The 14,609-nt window shown below is 46.9% G+C and carries 15 protein-coding genes and 1 tRNA gene; 15 read left to right on the plus strand and 1 reads right to left on the minus strand.

The window, feature by feature from the left end; all coding sequences use genetic code 11:
• The first annotated feature begins 16 nt into the window (after positions 1-16).
• The 11 genes from AC2T15_RS03790 to AC2T15_RS03840 all read left to right on the plus strand — a co-directional run bounded on the left by AC2T15_RS03790 (position 17) and on the right by AC2T15_RS03840 (position 8,277).
• On the plus strand, positions 17-880 hold the full coding sequence (locus tag AC2T15_RS03790) for an alpha/beta fold hydrolase (protein ID WP_486778771.1): 864 nt from the start codon (positions 17-19) through the stop codon (positions 878-880).
• 27 nt (positions 881-907) lie between these two features.
• Complete coding sequence (gene rraA / locus AC2T15_RS03795; RefSeq protein WP_053101618.1) at positions 908-1,387, plus strand: ribonuclease E activity regulator RraA; 480 nt, start codon at positions 908-910, stop codon at positions 1,385-1,387.
• An 11-nt stretch (positions 1,388-1,398) separates the two neighbouring features.
• Complete coding sequence (locus AC2T15_RS03800) at positions 1,399-2,406, plus strand: CorA family divalent cation transporter (RefSeq protein ID WP_486778772.1); 1,008 nt, start codon at positions 1,399-1,401, stop codon at positions 2,404-2,406.
• Positions 2,407-2,433: 27 nt separating this feature from the next.
• Complete coding sequence (locus AC2T15_RS03805; protein WP_486778773.1) at positions 2,434-2,742, plus strand: CrfX protein; 309 nt, start codon at positions 2,434-2,436, stop codon at positions 2,740-2,742.
• A complete protein-coding gene (locus tag AC2T15_RS03810; RefSeq protein ID WP_486778774.1) occupies positions 2,732-3,556 on the plus strand; it encodes a mechanosensitive ion channel family protein in 825 nt (274 codons plus the stop codon). The genes AC2T15_RS03805 and AC2T15_RS03810 overlap by 11 nt, the downstream gene beginning before the upstream one ends.
• Positions 3,557-3,600: 44 nt before the next feature.
• The gene (sigX, locus tag AC2T15_RS03815; RefSeq protein WP_486778775.1) at positions 3,601-4,188 is read left to right on the plus strand and encodes an RNA polymerase sigma factor SigX; all 588 of its coding nucleotides are present in this window, start codon (positions 3,601-3,603) and stop codon (positions 4,186-4,188) included.
• 108 nt (positions 4,189-4,296) lie between these two features.
• Complete coding sequence (locus AC2T15_RS03820) at positions 4,297-5,358, plus strand: OmpA family protein (protein ID WP_486778776.1); 1,062 nt, start codon at positions 4,297-4,299, stop codon at positions 5,356-5,358.
• 89 nt (positions 5,359-5,447) lie between these two features.
• Positions 5,448-7,574: an intermembrane phospholipid transport YdbH family protein gene (locus AC2T15_RS03825; RefSeq protein WP_486778777.1), complete on the plus strand. Its 2,127-nt coding sequence runs from the start codon at positions 5,448-5,450 to the stop codon at positions 7,572-7,574.
• Position 7,575: 1 nt separating this feature from the next.
• Positions 7,576-7,770, plus strand: coding sequence for a YnbE family lipoprotein (locus AC2T15_RS03830; RefSeq protein WP_486778778.1), 195 nt, complete (start codon positions 7,576-7,578; stop codon positions 7,768-7,770).
• A gap of 9 nt (positions 7,771-7,779) precedes the next feature.
• The gene (locus AC2T15_RS03835) at positions 7,780-8,124 is read left to right on the plus strand and encodes a YdbL family probable chaperone protein (protein WP_486778779.1); all 345 of its coding nucleotides are present in this window, start codon (positions 7,780-7,782) and stop codon (positions 8,122-8,124) included.
• 76 nt (positions 8,125-8,200) lie between these two features.
• Positions 8,201-8,277: transfer RNA gene (locus AC2T15_RS03840), tRNA-Pro, on the plus strand.
• Positions 8,278-8,612: 335 nt separating this feature from the next.
• On the opposite strand, the gene fnr is transcribed toward AC2T15_RS03840, so the two are convergent.
• Complete coding sequence (fnr, locus tag AC2T15_RS03845) at positions 8,613-9,350, minus strand: fumarate/nitrate reduction transcriptional regulator Fnr (protein WP_486778780.1); 738 nt, start codon at positions 9,348-9,350, stop codon at positions 8,613-8,615.
• A gap of 504 nt (positions 9,351-9,854) precedes the next feature.
• Between fnr and AC2T15_RS03850 the strand changes: the two genes are divergently transcribed.
• From AC2T15_RS03850 to AC2T15_RS03865, 4 genes are all read left to right on the plus strand, one after another.
• Positions 9,855-10,256, plus strand: a complete 402-nt coding sequence (locus AC2T15_RS03850; RefSeq protein WP_486778781.1) for a hypothetical protein — start codon at positions 9,855-9,857, stop codon at positions 10,254-10,256.
• Positions 10,257-10,332: 76 nt separating this feature from the next.
• Positions 10,333-11,547 (plus strand): outer membrane beta-barrel protein, encoded by a 1,215-nt coding sequence (locus AC2T15_RS03855; protein WP_486778782.1) that lies wholly within the window; start codon positions 10,333-10,335, stop codon positions 11,545-11,547.
• Positions 11,548-11,687: 140 nt separating this feature from the next.
• The gene (locus tag AC2T15_RS03860; protein ID WP_486778783.1) at positions 11,688-12,254 is read left to right on the plus strand and encodes a polysaccharide biosynthesis/export family protein; all 567 of its coding nucleotides are present in this window, start codon (positions 11,688-11,690) and stop codon (positions 12,252-12,254) included.
• A gap of 78 nt (positions 12,255-12,332) precedes the next feature.
• Entirely contained in the window at positions 12,333-14,567 is a 2,235-nt protein-coding gene (locus AC2T15_RS03865; RefSeq protein WP_486778784.1) for a GumC family protein, read from the plus strand.
• Positions 14,568-14,609: the final 42 nt, after the last annotated feature.

Genomic DNA, 14,609 nt, shown 5'->3' on the forward strand with positions numbered 1-14,609 from the left:
GAGGAGGCAAAATTGCGTGACCGAAGTAACCCCGTTACAGATAACTAAGTACTGTTTTCAACAACCCCCGGTGCTGCCAACAGCGCCGCGGTTACTGATTAAAGTGGTGCAGTCCCAGCCCTTAACACTACGACCGGTCAAGGGCCTAGTGGTGCTTTGGCATGGCTTATTATGTGATGCTGGCTTTTGGTTATCGCGGCGCGGCCGAGGGTTAGCGGCTTATCTTGCTGCGGCAGGTTATCAGGTGTTGATTCCAGAATGGCAACAGCTAGTCGTGAGTGGCGAGCAATTAGTGCAGCGTTATTTGCCAGCGTTTTTATGGCAGCTCGCTGTAAGCCAAACGCCGGTGCATTTAATTGCTCACTCTTTTGGCGGCTTATTAGTGACGCGGGCTCTACAGGCGTTAGCAATATCTGCTCAGGACCCATGGTCAACTCCTGATGCCGCCCCGTTTAACAGTTTGACCCTGTTAGCCGTGCAGGATCAGTACCAGCAACCAGAGTTTTTTGCAGCGGTTAAAGCCAGTATGCAGCAAGGACAGAGCTTAGCTGAAAGTTTGGGGCTATCTGGCATGACTAATCAGAGCCAGCATTTGGCGTATTTTTTAGCTTGTTATCAGGCTAAGTGCCAGCCAGTGTCTGATTTAAGCCCTTGGGTAGCGCAAGGTTTTGCTTATTCAGGGGCTGCAGATTTGAGTGATCCAGTAGCAGCTTGCGCCCAATTTTCCCAGCAAGTATTAGGCAAAAGGCAAAGCTATCAGTGTCTGTCCTTGGAACAAGGCTATCGGCAAGACTATAATCATCACTCGCTATTGATTGGTCGATCGGCGCAACAAGAAATCTGGCCATTGCTGTTGGCCAATCTCAACGCCACCAATTGATGCTTTTTACCTAAACTGGAGACGTTCATGAATATTGTTACCCCTGATCTATGCGATGAGTATCCACACGTACAAGTGGTTGAGCCAATGTTCGCCAATTTTGGTGGCCGTGATGCTTTCGGTGGACAGATTGTGACGGTCAAGTGTCACGAGGATAACTCAGTAGTTAAAGCCCAGGTTGATCAGCCAGGCGCAGGTAAAGTGATGGTGGTTGATGGCGGTGGTTCGCTGCGTCGCGCGTTATTAGGCGATATGTTAGCAGCTAAAGCAGCCAAAAATGGCTGGGCTGGAATCATCATTTATGGCTGTGTGCGTGATGTGGATGTCTTGGCAGAAACCGATTTAGGTATTCAGGCACTGGCTAGCCACCCAATGAAAACCGATAAGCGCGATATTGGTGATTTAAACGTTGAAGTAACCTTTGGTGGCGTCACTTTTAAACCTGGTGAGTACGTCTATGCCGACAATAACGGCATTATTGTATCTCCTACCGAGCTTAAGCTCTAAGTCACCAGTCAATGAGCGCCCCTGAAGTAATGCTGCAAGATAACGCCAAACCTTTATTAAAGGGTTGGGTGTTGAATGGGCAAGGGGGCGCCCGTTCTATTCAGTATCAACAATTAGCAAACCTTGAGCTGCAGGCTGATGAAACGCTGTGGCTGCATTGGGATAAGCAGCAACCAGCCACTGCGGCTTGGCTTAAAGCCAGTCACAGTATCAGTCGATTTGAGCGCCAGTTGCTCCTAGAAAAAACGACTCGGCCGCGTTTTTTGGCGTTAACCGAGCATACCTTGTTGTTGTTTTCCCGCGTGATTCAACCCAAGGCTCGGGCCGATAGCAGTGAGCTCTTTTCAGTTAGGGTGCGTTGTACCGAGCAAGTGGTGTTGTCTTTTGCTCAGCCTGGTGCAGTTTTTGGTGATGGCTTGAAGCAACTATTTAAAGAAAAGTTAGGCCCCAAAACCACAGCTGAACTCTTGCTACTTTTGATACGTGAAGCCACCGAGCAAATCGATCATGCGGTAGAAGCGCTGGCCGAATTTGTCGATCAGCAAGAGCTGCGAGTCGATCAAGAAGAAAAGTATGAGCCTGATCATCAAGAGTTGCTGCAGATTAGACGTAATTCAGCCAATTTGCGTCGTTATTTAGCACCGATGAAAGATCTCTTTGCTGCTTTGGCCAAGGCACAGCCTGCTTGGTTTGACAAAGGCACTCGACCCTATTGGAATGAAATCAGTAACATGCTGATTCGTTGCTTAGAAGAGCTGGATCTGTGCAAAGAGCGAGTAGGCTTTATTTTAGACTCTGAGCGCCGTAAGCGCGAACAGCGTACCGGGCGGGTGATGTATTTATTGGCGGTGGTAACCGCTTTTTTCTTACCCTTAAGTTTTGTCACCGGCTTATTGGGGATTAACGTGGGCGGCATTCCGGGCAGTGATGCAGGCCATGGGTTTTTAATTGCCTGTTTAATTATTGCCGGATTGGCCGCTATTCAGTTTATGATCTTGCGCGTTCTGCGTTGGCTATAAGTGTGACCATTAATGAGGAGTCTAAGCATGCATGAGCAAGATGCCTTTGAGCAAACCTTAGGCGAGCTATTTAAAGAGGGGCAAGGGCCAACCCCTGCGCTCAGTGAACAAAAAAAACTGAAAAAAGTGTTAAAGCGCGCCAACCGGCAGGTGGGTGCTTCGGCATTGTTTAGTTTGTTTGGCCGGGCGTTAGAAGCCTCGGTAATCGCCTTGCACAGTGGCTCGGCGCATATTCGTCCGGTAACCGCCTCGGCTAAAACGACGCGAGGTCAAACCGAGACAGGTACGGATGCCCTTATTAAATCTTTAGAAACAGAGAGTAGTCATGAAGCTTGATTCTTGGACGGCCGGATTAGTGCATGCGATGTCGGCACTATGGGAAAAAATAGTCAATTTTATTCCTAACTTATTGGGCGCTGTGGTGTTAGTGCTCTTAGGCTTTATTGTGGCTAAATTACTAGACACTTTAATTTCTAAGCTATTGGCGAAACTGGGTTTAGATCGCTTAATGGCCGGCACGGGCCTAAATAAGCTGATGGCTAAAGTGGGCGTGCAGTCAGGTGTTTCAGAGCTGATTGGTAAAGTATTTTACTGGTTTGTACTGTTGGTGTTTTTAGTCGCCGCCGCTGAATCCTTAGGTTTAGAACGCATTTCAACCACCTTAGATGTGCTAGCGCTGTATATTCCAAAAATTTTCGCTTCAATGCTGGTGCTGGTGTTCGGGGTATTACTGGCTCAACTGCTAAGCGGTATGGTGCGCGGGGCTGCAGAAGGTGTGGGGCTTGAATACGCCGCAGGACTTGGGCGTGTAGTGCAAGGCTTAGTTATTATTGTTAGTATTTCGGTGGCGATTGGTCAGTTAGATATTAAAACAGAACTACTTAACTATGTTATTGCCATTATTTTATTGACCGTCGGCCTAGGTATTGCCTTAGCGTTAGGGTTAAGCAGTAAAGAAATCGCTAAGCAGATTATTGCTGGTATTTATGTTCGAGAATTATATGAGGTCGGTGAGTGGATTGAGATTAATCAGGTAGAGGGTGAAATAGAACAAATTGGTACCGTTAAAACCGTACTGATAACAGAGCAGGGGCAGCGGGTATCTTTGTCTAATCAATTGCTGTTAGAGCAGCAAGTTAAAAGCCGTTAAGTGCGAACTGGCTTATTCATTCCTATCACTTATTGGTTTTAATTTTGTCGAACATAAAGTCTGTTGCAGTCAGTTATGATCCTGCAGAATTGACGGATGAAGAACTGGTTGAACGCGCTAAAACTGAGCTTTTTCACATTACAAAAGCTTATGAAGCCCTGATGTCTCGCTATCAGGGAACGCTATTTAATGTGTGTGCAAGGTACTTAGGTAATGAGCGTGATGCCGATGATATCTGTCAGGAAATAATGCTCAAAGTCCTGTACGGGCTAAAAAAATTCGAGGGTAAGTCTAAATTTAAAACCTGGCTATATAGCATTACTTATAACGAGTGTATTACTCAGTATCGTAAAGAGCGGCGTAAAAAAAGGCTGATGGATGCGTTAAGTCTTAATATGCCTGAGGATGCTGAAGCTGTAGAGCCAGACTATAAAGAAAAAAATGGGCTAGATCGTTGGTTAGCTTACGTTAACCCTATTGATAAAGAAATTTTAGTGTTAAGATTCGTTGCCGAGCTTGAGTTTCAAGAGATTGCAGATATCATGCGACTCGGTTTAAGCGCGACTAAAATGCGCTACAAAAGGGCAATAGATCGACTTCGAGAGAACTTTTCTGATAGAATTGAGGTCTGATTGATTGCAAGATCACCCGAACAGGATGTTTTTCCTTCCTAAAAAGGGTGTATTCTTACTGTGATACTATTTAATTAATAACCACATATCATAATGGGGACATAACCTATGAAGCTGAAAAACACCTTGGGCGTGGCCATCGCCTCAATTCTCGCGGCGTCTTCCTTGAGTGCATTTGCACAAGGCCAAGGTGCAGTTGAGGTTGATGCTTTTGCGAAGCGTTATTTCACTGACAGCACACGCAACATGGAAAACGGTAACCTAATCGGTGGTTCTGTTGGTTACTTCTTAACTGACGATGTATCTTTAGCACTGTCATACGGTGAGTACCACGACATCCGCTCTAAAGATCGTGAGAGCGATACTCGTGGCCGTAAAAACGTTAAGGGCAACTTAACCTCTTTAGATGCTGCTTATCACTTTGGTGAGCCAGGTGTTGGTTTACGCCCATACGTTTCAGCAGGTGTTGGTCATCAGAGCATTAGTAACCTAGCGCCACGTAGCGGCCGTGACCACACTACTTTCGGTAACATCGGTGCTGGTCTGAAGTACTACTTCACTGAAAACCTCTTTGCTAAAGCAAGCGTTGATGGTCTGTACGGCTTTGATAACCACCAAGGTGAGTGGCAAGCAGGTCTAGGTTTAGGTGCTAACTTCGGTGGCGCGCCTAAAGCAGTTGAAGAAGTAGTAGTTCCTGTTGAGCCAGTAGCGTGCATCGACAGCGACAACGATGGCGTATGTGATGACGTTGACCTCTGCCCAGATACCCCAGAAGGTACTCAGGTAGACGCTAATGGCTGCCCAATCGAGCCAGAAAAAGTACGCGTTGAGTTAGATGTTAAATTTGACTTCGACAAAGACCAAGTTAAGCGTGACAGCTACAGCGATATCCAAAACCTCGCTGACTTCATGAAGCAGTTCCCACAAACTGCAACTACTGTTGAAGGTCACACTGACTCAGTAGGTAGCGAAGCTTACAACCAGAAGTTATCTGAGCGTCGTGCTAACGCAGTACGTAACGTATTAGTTAACGAGTTAGGCGTTGAAGGTAACCGTGTAGATTCAGTAGGTTACGGTGAGAGCCGTCCTGTAGCTGATAACGCTACTCGCGAAGGCCGTGCGATCAACCGCCGCGTTGAAGCTGAAGTAGAAGCTGAAGTTCAGCAGTAATACTTCGCTAAATTTTAGGTGACTAAGATTTAGTACAAAAAGCCCCCTTAATTGGGGGCTTTTTTTTGGGTTTAAATAGGTAGGATAATATGGCAGGCAAGCAGCAGACGCACTCCCAGGCACGTCCATGGTGCTGGTTACAGTGGTGCTTGCGTTTAGTTTTTTGGCCAGTTTTTTTGCTGTTAGCTGTTTTGATTTTAGGTGCTAGCTTGGCTTTAAAGCAGCTATCCCATAGCGGATTATTTATTGACTGGCAGGGCGCTAAGCTAGAGTCTCATGCCTTGACAGTTGAGCAGCTCCGGCTTAATTATCAGGGCAGTCATTTCACTGTGCAGGATTTGCGTCTGGATTGGTTGTATCAAGCTTATCCCTTGCAGCGCCTTTATCTGGGGCGCTTGGCTGGTGAGCTGGTTGGGGGTGAGTGGTTACAGGTCAGCTCTGAATCTGAGCAAGAGTCACTTGGCTGGCAGCAGTGGTTGCAGTATTTACCTAAGCAGCTTGAGCTGCAGCAATTAGATGTCAAGGCGCCCGACTGGCTGCGGGTGCAGGGTCAGGTTTGCTTGGCGGCCAAAGAGGATCTTTATCATCCTTATGGCTTGCAGGTGGAGTTAGCGCTAAGTGAGATTAATCCTCAGCTATTAGCGGCTGTGCCCACAGAATTTAGGCCAACTCAAGCTAAATTACAGATAGTTAAACAGCGTAGTGATGCATCAGCGGTGGCTCAGTCCTTAACTGACTCAGAGTTTAAGTTGAGTGCTGAAGTCAAGGGCGCAACCCAGGCGCAACTTGAGGGAGTAGTCAGTCTAGCTGAGAGTCCGTGGCGCGCCGAGCTCAATCAAGCTCAGTTAAAGGTGCAATTACCGCGCTGGCAGTCGAGTGACCTGAAGTTGCAGCAGCTGGAGTTGCAGGTACAGCCGAGCCTTGTCATAACTGAAAATCAGGGGCAGCTGCGTTTAGCTAAGGGCTCAAAGGCGCTGATGAAGCAGCTGCAAGTTGATGATTTGCAGCTAACGAGTTTGCAGGCCGATCTTTCTCAGCTGCATCTGCAGTGGCAGCTCTCTACTACTGGCAACGCCATTGCGCAGTTAGATAGTCCGCTTAATCTCAATGCTCGGCAAGTGGCTTATCCTGGGCTAAGTAAGCAGGCATGGACGGCGATAGGGCATATCAGTGGTGAGCTGCCCAGCATCATTTTTTCGGCGCAAATTAAAGGTGCTCAAGGGCTGGCCGGTCAATTTAAGGGGCGCTATCAAAATCAGGCATTAACTGGAAACTTTGCTGTAGATGAGGTGTTTTTTCGTGGGGGGAACCCAGTTCAGCGGTTGCTGCCCAGCTACTGGCCTGAGTGGTTGATTATTAATAGTGGTCGACTGGCTGCCTTAGGTGATTTGACCTGGCGCGCAGCGACTGGGCTAACGCTGAATTTCAGTGCTAACGCTGCTGGATTATCTGGTGAGTTTAACCGCAGTGTGCTCAATGGTTTGGCATTTCAGTTAACGGGCCGCTTAGCTAAACAGCAGCTAACGCTTAATGTTGCTGACTTGCAGGTTAAAGATTTGGATCCAGGGGTACCACTGGGGCCAATTCAAGTGCAGCAGCTGAAGGTTGAAGTGCCCTTGGCTAAGGTAGAGGCTACCCATTTAGCTTGGCGGCAAGCTACGGCTGGTTTGTTAAAGGGGCAGGTCAGTGTGGCCCAAGGTGATTTGCGATTTAATCAAACAAGCCGCTTTACTGCTGAAGTTAAAGGGGTTGATATTCAGGAGCTGCTTAGGGTTTATCCGGCGGAAGGCTTGCAAGGAACCGGTATTTTAGATGGTCGCTTACCTTTTTATTTTGATTTAAAGCAGCAGCATTTTGCCGTGGAAGAGGGCTTTATTAAGGCGCGAGCGCCCGGTTACTTGCGTTTTGATAATGATAAAATTAAAGCCATGGGGCAATCGAATCAGGCGATGCGGATTGTGACCGATGCCCTTGAAGATTTTCATTATGATTTATTAAGTGGTCAGGTTAATTACAATGAAACAGGGCGCTTATTGCTTAATTTGCGGTTGGAAGGGCGTAATCCCGATTTAGAAAAGGGGCGGCCGATCCATTTTAATATTAATTTAGAAGAAGATATTCCGGCATTGTTAGCCAGCTTGCAATTAAGTGGTAAAGTGAGCGATACCATTCAGCAGCGTGTACGAGAGCGCTTAGAAAATAGAGCGAGGAAATAATATGAGGCAGCTTCAGCAGCTGGGTCTGCTAGCGGTAGTCCTAACTGGGCTGATGGCCTGCACCCCAACCGTGCAGTTAGCAGTACCCAATGAGCCGATCAATATTAACTTGAATGTTAAAATTGAGCATGAAATCTATATCAAGGTGGATAAGGCGCTCGATAATATTTTAGATGAATCCAGTGGCCTGTTCTAAGGAGGCAGTATGAAACTTAAGCAAATGATGATCGGTGGCTTGCTGGCTTTGACGCTTTCTGGGGCCGCTTGGGCGCTTGATTTAAATGGGGCAATGGGTGCCTTAAGCGCGGCTAAGTCATCCGGTTTGGTTGGTGAACAGCCTAATGGTTATCTAGGAGTGGTTAAAAATAGTGGCGATGCGGCAGAAATTGCCCGCTTAATTAATGCCGCACGTAAAGCAGAGTATCAGCGCCTAGCTAAGCAAAACAGCATTCAGTTGTCTGATGTGGAAAGCATGGCGGGTAAAAAAGCCCTAGAAAAAACTCCCGCAGGGCAGTATATCCAGGTAAATGGGCGCTGGATGACCAAGTAGGCTTTACAAAGCCTGGGCTTTGGCTTAATATCCCGCCCTGTAAATCGGGTGCAACATAGTTTGCTCAGGATTTCGTCGGGGCGTAGCGCAGCCCGGTAGCGCACTTGCATGGGGTGCAAGGGGTCGAGTGTTCGAATCACTCCGTCCCGACCAATAATTTCCCCAAAAAGGCCACTTCAATTAAGTGGCCTTTTTTATTGCGCTGGAAAAAGTAGTTACTGGTAGTCAATTGGCGCTTGCTTGTATTCTGAATAGAGGCAATTTAGCCGCGATCAAATAGTGTCAGAGTGGCTAAAATGGCTGCTAATGAATGTGGCGCTAGCCAAGGCAGGCAGCTGCGGAGTGAGAGCGAGCTAAAAATGCACCAGTAAAGGTGGGGTTTTGGACAAAATGCGCGCTAGGTTGTGGCTTGAAGCTGAACAGGGGCTGACTAAAGCTTAATTAAACGCTCTTAAAAGATCAGCTTAAGAGCGTTTAATTAATAGTTTCTAACAGCTTTGCGCGGGGCCGCCGGCTAGTTGGCAGAGCTCTTCGTTGTTAGTGATTTTAATTTCTTTGCCTTCGGCTTCTATTAGGCCGGCTTGTTGAAAGCGGGTAAAGACGCGGGATACGGTTTCTACTGCTAGGCCAAGGTAATTACCAATTTCGTTGCGTGACATGGCTAAACGAAACTGAGTGGCTGAGTAGCCGCGGGCGCTAAAGCGGGCGGATAAATTCACCAAAAAGGTGGCAATGCGCTCATCGGCGGTTTTTTTCGAGAGCAGCATCATCATTTGCTGATCATCACGAATTTCACGGCTCATAATGCGCATTAGTTGGCGGCGCAGTTGGGGTAGGGTGGCGCTCAGTTCATCGAGACGTTCGAAGGGGATTTCGCAGATTGAGGTGGTTTCTAAGGCAATCGCCGAGGTTGGATAAAGCTCGGTATCCATTCCCGACAGGCCAACAAACTCACTGGGTAAGTGAAAACCGGTGATTTGTTCTTCACCGCAATCAGATACGCTATAGGTTTTTAAGCTGCCTGAACGTACGGCAAATACCGAAGCAAAGGTATCGCCTTGACGGAAGAGGTATTCGCCTTTTTTTAGGGGGCGTCCACGTTTAACGATATCGTCTAGAAGGTCTAGATCTTCCATGTTTAAAGATAGGGGTAAGCACAGCGTCGATAGACTGCAGTCTCGACAATGCGCTTGGTGCACGCTGCGCACACTAGTATTCTCAGACATGTTTTATTCTCGTACAACAAACACAGGCAAGGCGTAGAAGGTCGCGCCACTCACCTTCTCGGAGCAAGAAGCATATAGCATAGGCTTAAAATAGCAATCATGCATTGAACTTTTTATAAAGGGGGAAACTATCCGGTATCGGGAATTATTGGCATTAAATAGACGAATATCTATGAATTGACGCAATCTGTCTTTGCAATGCAATAAACTCAAGGCTAGAATGCTCGCGCTGTAGTCATAAAAGTTGTAACAGGCTGTGAGTGGCTTGATATAAGCTGCTTGTTTGTTACGCTAGACTAACGCTGTCACAGTTCGTGTATAGTGCGTACTGCGACAGGGAAGTAAGGGAGCTCTGATCTAGGAAGAGACAACTTTTTTCCAAAAACTGATCAGAGGAAAAGCGAGGGTTGCTAGTGTGCAAGTGAGTGTATTAGGCCTTCGATTGATTCATATGTGGGCTGAAACCATAAGGCCTGCAAACCACTTAACTTAAAGAGAAGTATTATGCGTAAATCATTCACAGCATTATCTTTAGTTGCAGCGCTTTTTGCAGGCCAAGCGATGGCAGATCAAGCCACCCTAGACGCTTTGCAAGCAGCTGGCGTTGAGTTAACACCTGCACAAGCAGCAGTAATTGCAGACGCAACGGGTGACGAGTTAGTCGCGATCATTGCTGAGTTAGCCGCAGCTAACCCAGAGCAAGCAGCAGCGATTGAAGCAGCAGCTATCCAAGCTTCACCACATTTAGCAGATCAAATCAAAGAAGCTATCCGCGTTGCGTTAGGTGATGCTGGATTAACTCCTACTGGCACAAGTGGTATTACCTTGCCAAGCAACAGCATTCCTAGTGCTGGTGGCAGTGGTGGCGGTGGTAACCCAGCCGGTTCTGTAGCAAGCCCTAATTAATTTTGCTGAGCTTTAGCTGACTAACTTTAGTTAGTCAGCTAGTAGTGGTTATTTACAGTTATCCAAGGAATTTACAATGACTTATAAGCAAAGCAAACTTGCCTTAGTAGTAGCGGCTACTATTGGTTTCAGTGGTACAGCATCCGCATTAGACCCGCAAAGCATTCAAGTAACTGATGGCGTTCAGTTTACGCCAACACTTAGACTGGCAGAGCGTCATGATGACAATATTTATGCCACCAAAAAAAATCGTAAATCCTCCTGGATCACTCAGTTACAGCCATCTTTTACATTGAACTTGGATCAAGCAAAGAGTGCTTATCAGTTACAGTACTCAGCCGAGCGCAATATCTATCATTCAAGCCATAGCGATGACCACACCAATCATCACTTAACAGGTGCAGCAGGCTTTGAATTTAACAGTAAGAATCGTTTAGTGCTTGATGCTGGTTATCACAAAATGGAAGATACAGCATCAGATAATGAATTTTATCGTAATGATAAATGGAACACTAAAAACATTGGTGGGGTGTACACCTTTGGTGCTCGCACAGCACGTACTCAAGTTGATTTTGCAGCTAATTATGAAGAGCTGCGCTATGACAATAATAGTCGGCTAAATGGTGAGCGGATAAACAAAGACAAAGAGCGAGATACCAGCAAGTTTGGTGTCACGGGTTATTATCAGGTTGCTCCTAAAACTAAAGCCTTGTTAGAGGCGCGTTATACCGATTATGACTACAAGAGCAATAACAGTCGTGATAGCGATAACAAAGCATTGCTTGCGGGTGTGACGTGGGAGGCAACAGCTAAAACTACGGGTACGGTGAAGGTAGGTCGTGAGAAAAAGTCTTACGATAAGTCTGTGTACAAGGATAAAAGTATGAACATGTGGGAAGCTGCAGTTGCTTGGGCGCCACGTACTTACTCTACTTTTGATTTTAAACTGCGCCGTGGTTTTGATGAGGGAACTAACTACTACGATGTTGATGATTTAGACATCAATGAGCATGTAAGTAGTAGTATTAAAACCACTGCTTACCATGTAGGTTGGAATCATCGGTGGTTAGATCGTTTATCGACTAAGATGCATTACACTCGTACCGACCGTAAATATCAGCAAATTAGCCGAGATGACAAAATCAATCAGTATGGAATTGGCGTGAACTATGAAATGCGCCGCTGGTTGGATGTTGGTTTAGGCTACACCCACCGTGAAAATGATTCAAATATCTCTTCGCGCGACTATAAGCGTAATATTTACGCGTTAACCTTTAACGCGAGTCTGTAATAGTGCTTAAGTGCACGGTCTTTTCAGGCCGTGCACTTTTTAATGGGTACTGTTGATGTTGTTTTAAGCCGCCGTTTACTATGGTGCTAGCCAATAATAATACATGGCTAATTGGGCTATTTAATTTAGAGACATAGATCATGGCACTACGCTATACCTTTGGACTGTTTTTTACCTTGGTAATGACAATGTTGAGCTTGGTGATTTCTAGCTCAGCTGCACTAGCGCAAAACTTAGGTGAAAACTCGACCTATAAGTTAGCTTCGGGCGATATCATTCGAGTTCATGTGTTTGGTGAGCCAGACCTTAGCTTTGAAGAGATTCGTTTAACTGATGCGGGTACTTTCTCTTATCCGTTTCTGGGTGAAGTACGTGCGCGTGGTAAAACTGCTAACGAGTTAGCAGGCGATCTAACCGCAGCTTTGCAGGGTGACTTTTTAGTCGATCCGCGTGTTTCTATTAGTGTTTTAGAGTACCGCGAGTTTTTTATCAGTGGTGAGGTTAAGCAGCCAGGCGGCTATAAATATCAGCCAGGATTAAACCTGCGTCGGGCGATTGCCTTAGCTGGCGGGTTAACTGAGCGTGCCTCTACTAACCGGATTACCGTGGTGCGTGATAATGAGCCTGGGCGCAAACCGGTTCGGGTGACCCTAGATTCACCGGTTATGCCAGGCGATACGATCAATATTGATCAGGGATTCTTTTAATCCGCTTGCACTGTTGTTCAGGGTTTAGTCATTGGCGGCTAAACCGCTAAGCCATCTTACTAGCTTGAGTTACCTCTTATGGAAAGCAATCAGCAACTTGCTAACCGTCCGCTCGCTGTCGAGCAAGACGATGATGAAATTGATTTATTAAAACTATGGCAAACCATTTGGAATCGTAAATGGAGCATTATCACCTTAACCCTCGTTGTCGCGATGGTCACGGTGCTGATTGTGTTAAGCCTAACGCCTATTTATCGTGCTGCTGCCACGCTGCTGATTGAGCAAAAACAAGCCAAGGTGGTGTCGATTGAGCAAGTCTATGGCTTAGAAGGCAGTGGCAATGAGTACATGCAAACGCAGTTCGAATTGCTAAAATCGCGCTCCTTAGCCGAGCGGGTAGTGCGTGAACTGGGCTTAATCACCCATCCCGAATTTGATCCACGTCAACAAAAAGCACCATTAATTGACGTTAAAGGCTGGTTGAGTAGCGTAAATTTAAACTCCTTAGTACCTGGAGTGTTTCCAGAGGACTTAGAAGAGCAGCCAGAGCTCACTGATGAGCAGATTTTTGAGCGTGTAGTTGCTAACTTTATGGGGCGAGTAACTATTGAGCCGCAAGGTAAAAGTCAGCTAGTTCAGGTGCAAGTAGATATGGCAGATCCGCGTATGGCTGCCCAAGCTGCTAACCGCTTAGCCCAAGGCTTTATTGAAAGCCAGCTAGAGGCCAGCATGGAAATGTCAGCCTCTGCCAGCAGCTGGATGAACAGCCGTTTAGGCGAGCTGCGCAGTAAACTCAAAGAAGCCGAAACCGCGCTGCAAGCGTTCCGCGAAAAAGAAAATCTAGTGGATGTGGGTGGTGTAGCCACCATTAGCGCCGCAGAGTTAGCTGCTACCAGTGATCGCATGGTGGATGCCCGCCGTAATCGTGCCGAAGCTGAAAGCTTGTATCGCCAAGTACAATCGATGAAAAGCGGCGGCTGGCGTAAATTGGCCACAGTATCTGCTGTATTAGGTGATCCCCTGATTCAGCAATTTAAAGTGGATGAAGCCCGCGCCAAAGCCAAAATTGATGAGCTGTCTAAGCGTTACGGTGCCCGTCACCCCACTATGGAAGCGGCCCGTACTGAGTTAGCCGCAGCCGAGGCTAGTTTGCGTGGCCAAGTCGAGCAGGTGGTTGCGGCAATTGAGCGTAACTACCGTTTGGCGGTGGCTAACGAGCAGTCTCTGCGTAGCTCAGTAAACGAAAACAAAGCGCAGATTCAAAATATTTCTCGTAAAGAGTTCCAGCTCAGCGAGTTGCAGCGTGAAGTGGATACCAACCGGGCGCTGTATGACACCTTCTTAACCCGAATTAAAGAAACCACTGCTACCAGCGACTTAGATACCGCTAATGCGCGCGTGGTAGATAAAGCAGTGGTGCCAAAGACACCGGTTAAACCGAAAAAAGCCTTAATTGTGTTACTGGCTACCTTCTTAGCTGGCTTAGTCGGCGTGGGCTTAAGTCTGTTGCTTGAAATGCTTAACAACACCTTTAAATCACCTGAAGATGTTGAGCAAAAGCTGAATCTGCCGGTGCTGGGTTTGTTGCCGCTGATTAAAAAGCATGATCGCAAACAATTAGCTCACTTATTTGCCGCTGATACTAACCATAGTTTCTCTGAGTCGGTACGCAGCATTCGCACCAGTGTGGTGTTGGCTGGTTTAGATCGTGCGCAAAAAATTCTGTTGATAACTTCAACCGTGCCAGGTGAAGGTAAGTCTACGGTATCGGCCAGTATTGCTACGGCTTTAGCTCAAGTAGAAAAAGTACTGTTGATTGATGCCGATATGCGCCGTCCAACGTTGGCAAAAAACTTTGATCTGGCCGTAGGCACCCCTGGGTTGGCGAATCTGATTGCTGGAACTGCCGAGCCTGAGCAAGCGATTCAGCAGATTAATGGGGTTGATATGATCAGCGCCGGTACGGTACCGCCAAACCCATTGGAGCTGCTGTCGAGCGAGCGCTTTGCCCAGCTAATTCAGCAGTTGTCCGAGCACTATGACCGCATTGTAATTGACTCACCGCCAACCCAAGCGGTTAGTGATGCCTTGGTAGTAGGTTCGCTAGCTGATGCGTTGATCTATGTAGTGAAACATGACGACACCGCCATTCCATTGGTACAAAAAGGTGTAGGCCAGTTGCTGCAGCATAATGTGCCGGTGACCGGTGTGGTGTTGAACCAGGTAGACGTTAAAAAAGCTAAAAAACAGGGCTATAGCTATGGTGGTTACTATGACTACTATGGTTACAGCAAGGATAGTAAAAACAGCTAAGGCTGCCTCTCTGTACCTTACAGGTAACTCGCGAGCCGTTAG

Source organism: Thiopseudomonas sp. SA1F2-1K (assembly GCF_057443035.1).

What these genes read in the sequence shown, in the direction of transcription:
- AC2T15_RS03800 (WP_486778772.1), top strand. Translation starts at nt 1,399, where the DNA reads ATGAGCGCCCCTGAAGTAATGCTGCAAGATAACGCCAAACCTTTATTA.
- AC2T15_RS03850 (WP_486778781.1), top strand. Translation starts at nt 9,855, where the DNA reads ATGCGTAAATCATTCACAGCATTATCTTTAGTTGCAGCGCTTTTTGCA.
- AC2T15_RS03805 (WP_486778773.1), top strand. Translation starts at nt 2,434, where the DNA reads ATGCATGAGCAAGATGCCTTTGAGCAAACCTTAGGCGAGCTATTTAAA.
- rraA (WP_053101618.1), top strand. Translation starts at nt 908, where the DNA reads ATGAATATTGTTACCCCTGATCTATGCGATGAGTATCCACACGTACAA.
- AC2T15_RS03830 (WP_486778778.1), top strand. Translation starts at nt 7,576, where the DNA reads ATGAGGCAGCTTCAGCAGCTGGGTCTGCTAGCGGTAGTCCTAACTGGG.
- AC2T15_RS03860 (WP_486778783.1), top strand. Translation starts at nt 11,688, where the DNA reads ATGGCACTACGCTATACCTTTGGACTGTTTTTTACCTTGGTAATGACA.
- AC2T15_RS03825 (WP_486778777.1), top strand. Translation starts at nt 5,448, where the DNA reads ATGGCAGGCAAGCAGCAGACGCACTCCCAGGCACGTCCATGGTGCTGG.
- fnr (WP_486778780.1), bottom strand. Translation starts at nt 9,350, where the DNA reads ATGTCTGAGAATACTAGTGTGCGCAGCGTGCACCAAGCGCATTGTCGA.
- AC2T15_RS03865 (WP_486778784.1), top strand. Translation starts at nt 12,333, where the DNA reads ATGGAAAGCAATCAGCAACTTGCTAACCGTCCGCTCGCTGTCGAGCAA.
- AC2T15_RS03855 (WP_486778782.1), top strand. Translation starts at nt 10,333, where the DNA reads ATGACTTATAAGCAAAGCAAACTTGCCTTAGTAGTAGCGGCTACTATT.
- AC2T15_RS03820 (WP_486778776.1), top strand. Translation starts at nt 4,297, where the DNA reads ATGAAGCTGAAAAACACCTTGGGCGTGGCCATCGCCTCAATTCTCGCG.
- AC2T15_RS03810 (WP_486778774.1), top strand. Translation starts at nt 2,732, where the DNA reads ATGAAGCTTGATTCTTGGACGGCCGGATTAGTGCATGCGATGTCGGCA.
- AC2T15_RS03835 (WP_486778779.1), top strand. Translation starts at nt 7,780, where the DNA reads ATGAAACTTAAGCAAATGATGATCGGTGGCTTGCTGGCTTTGACGCTT.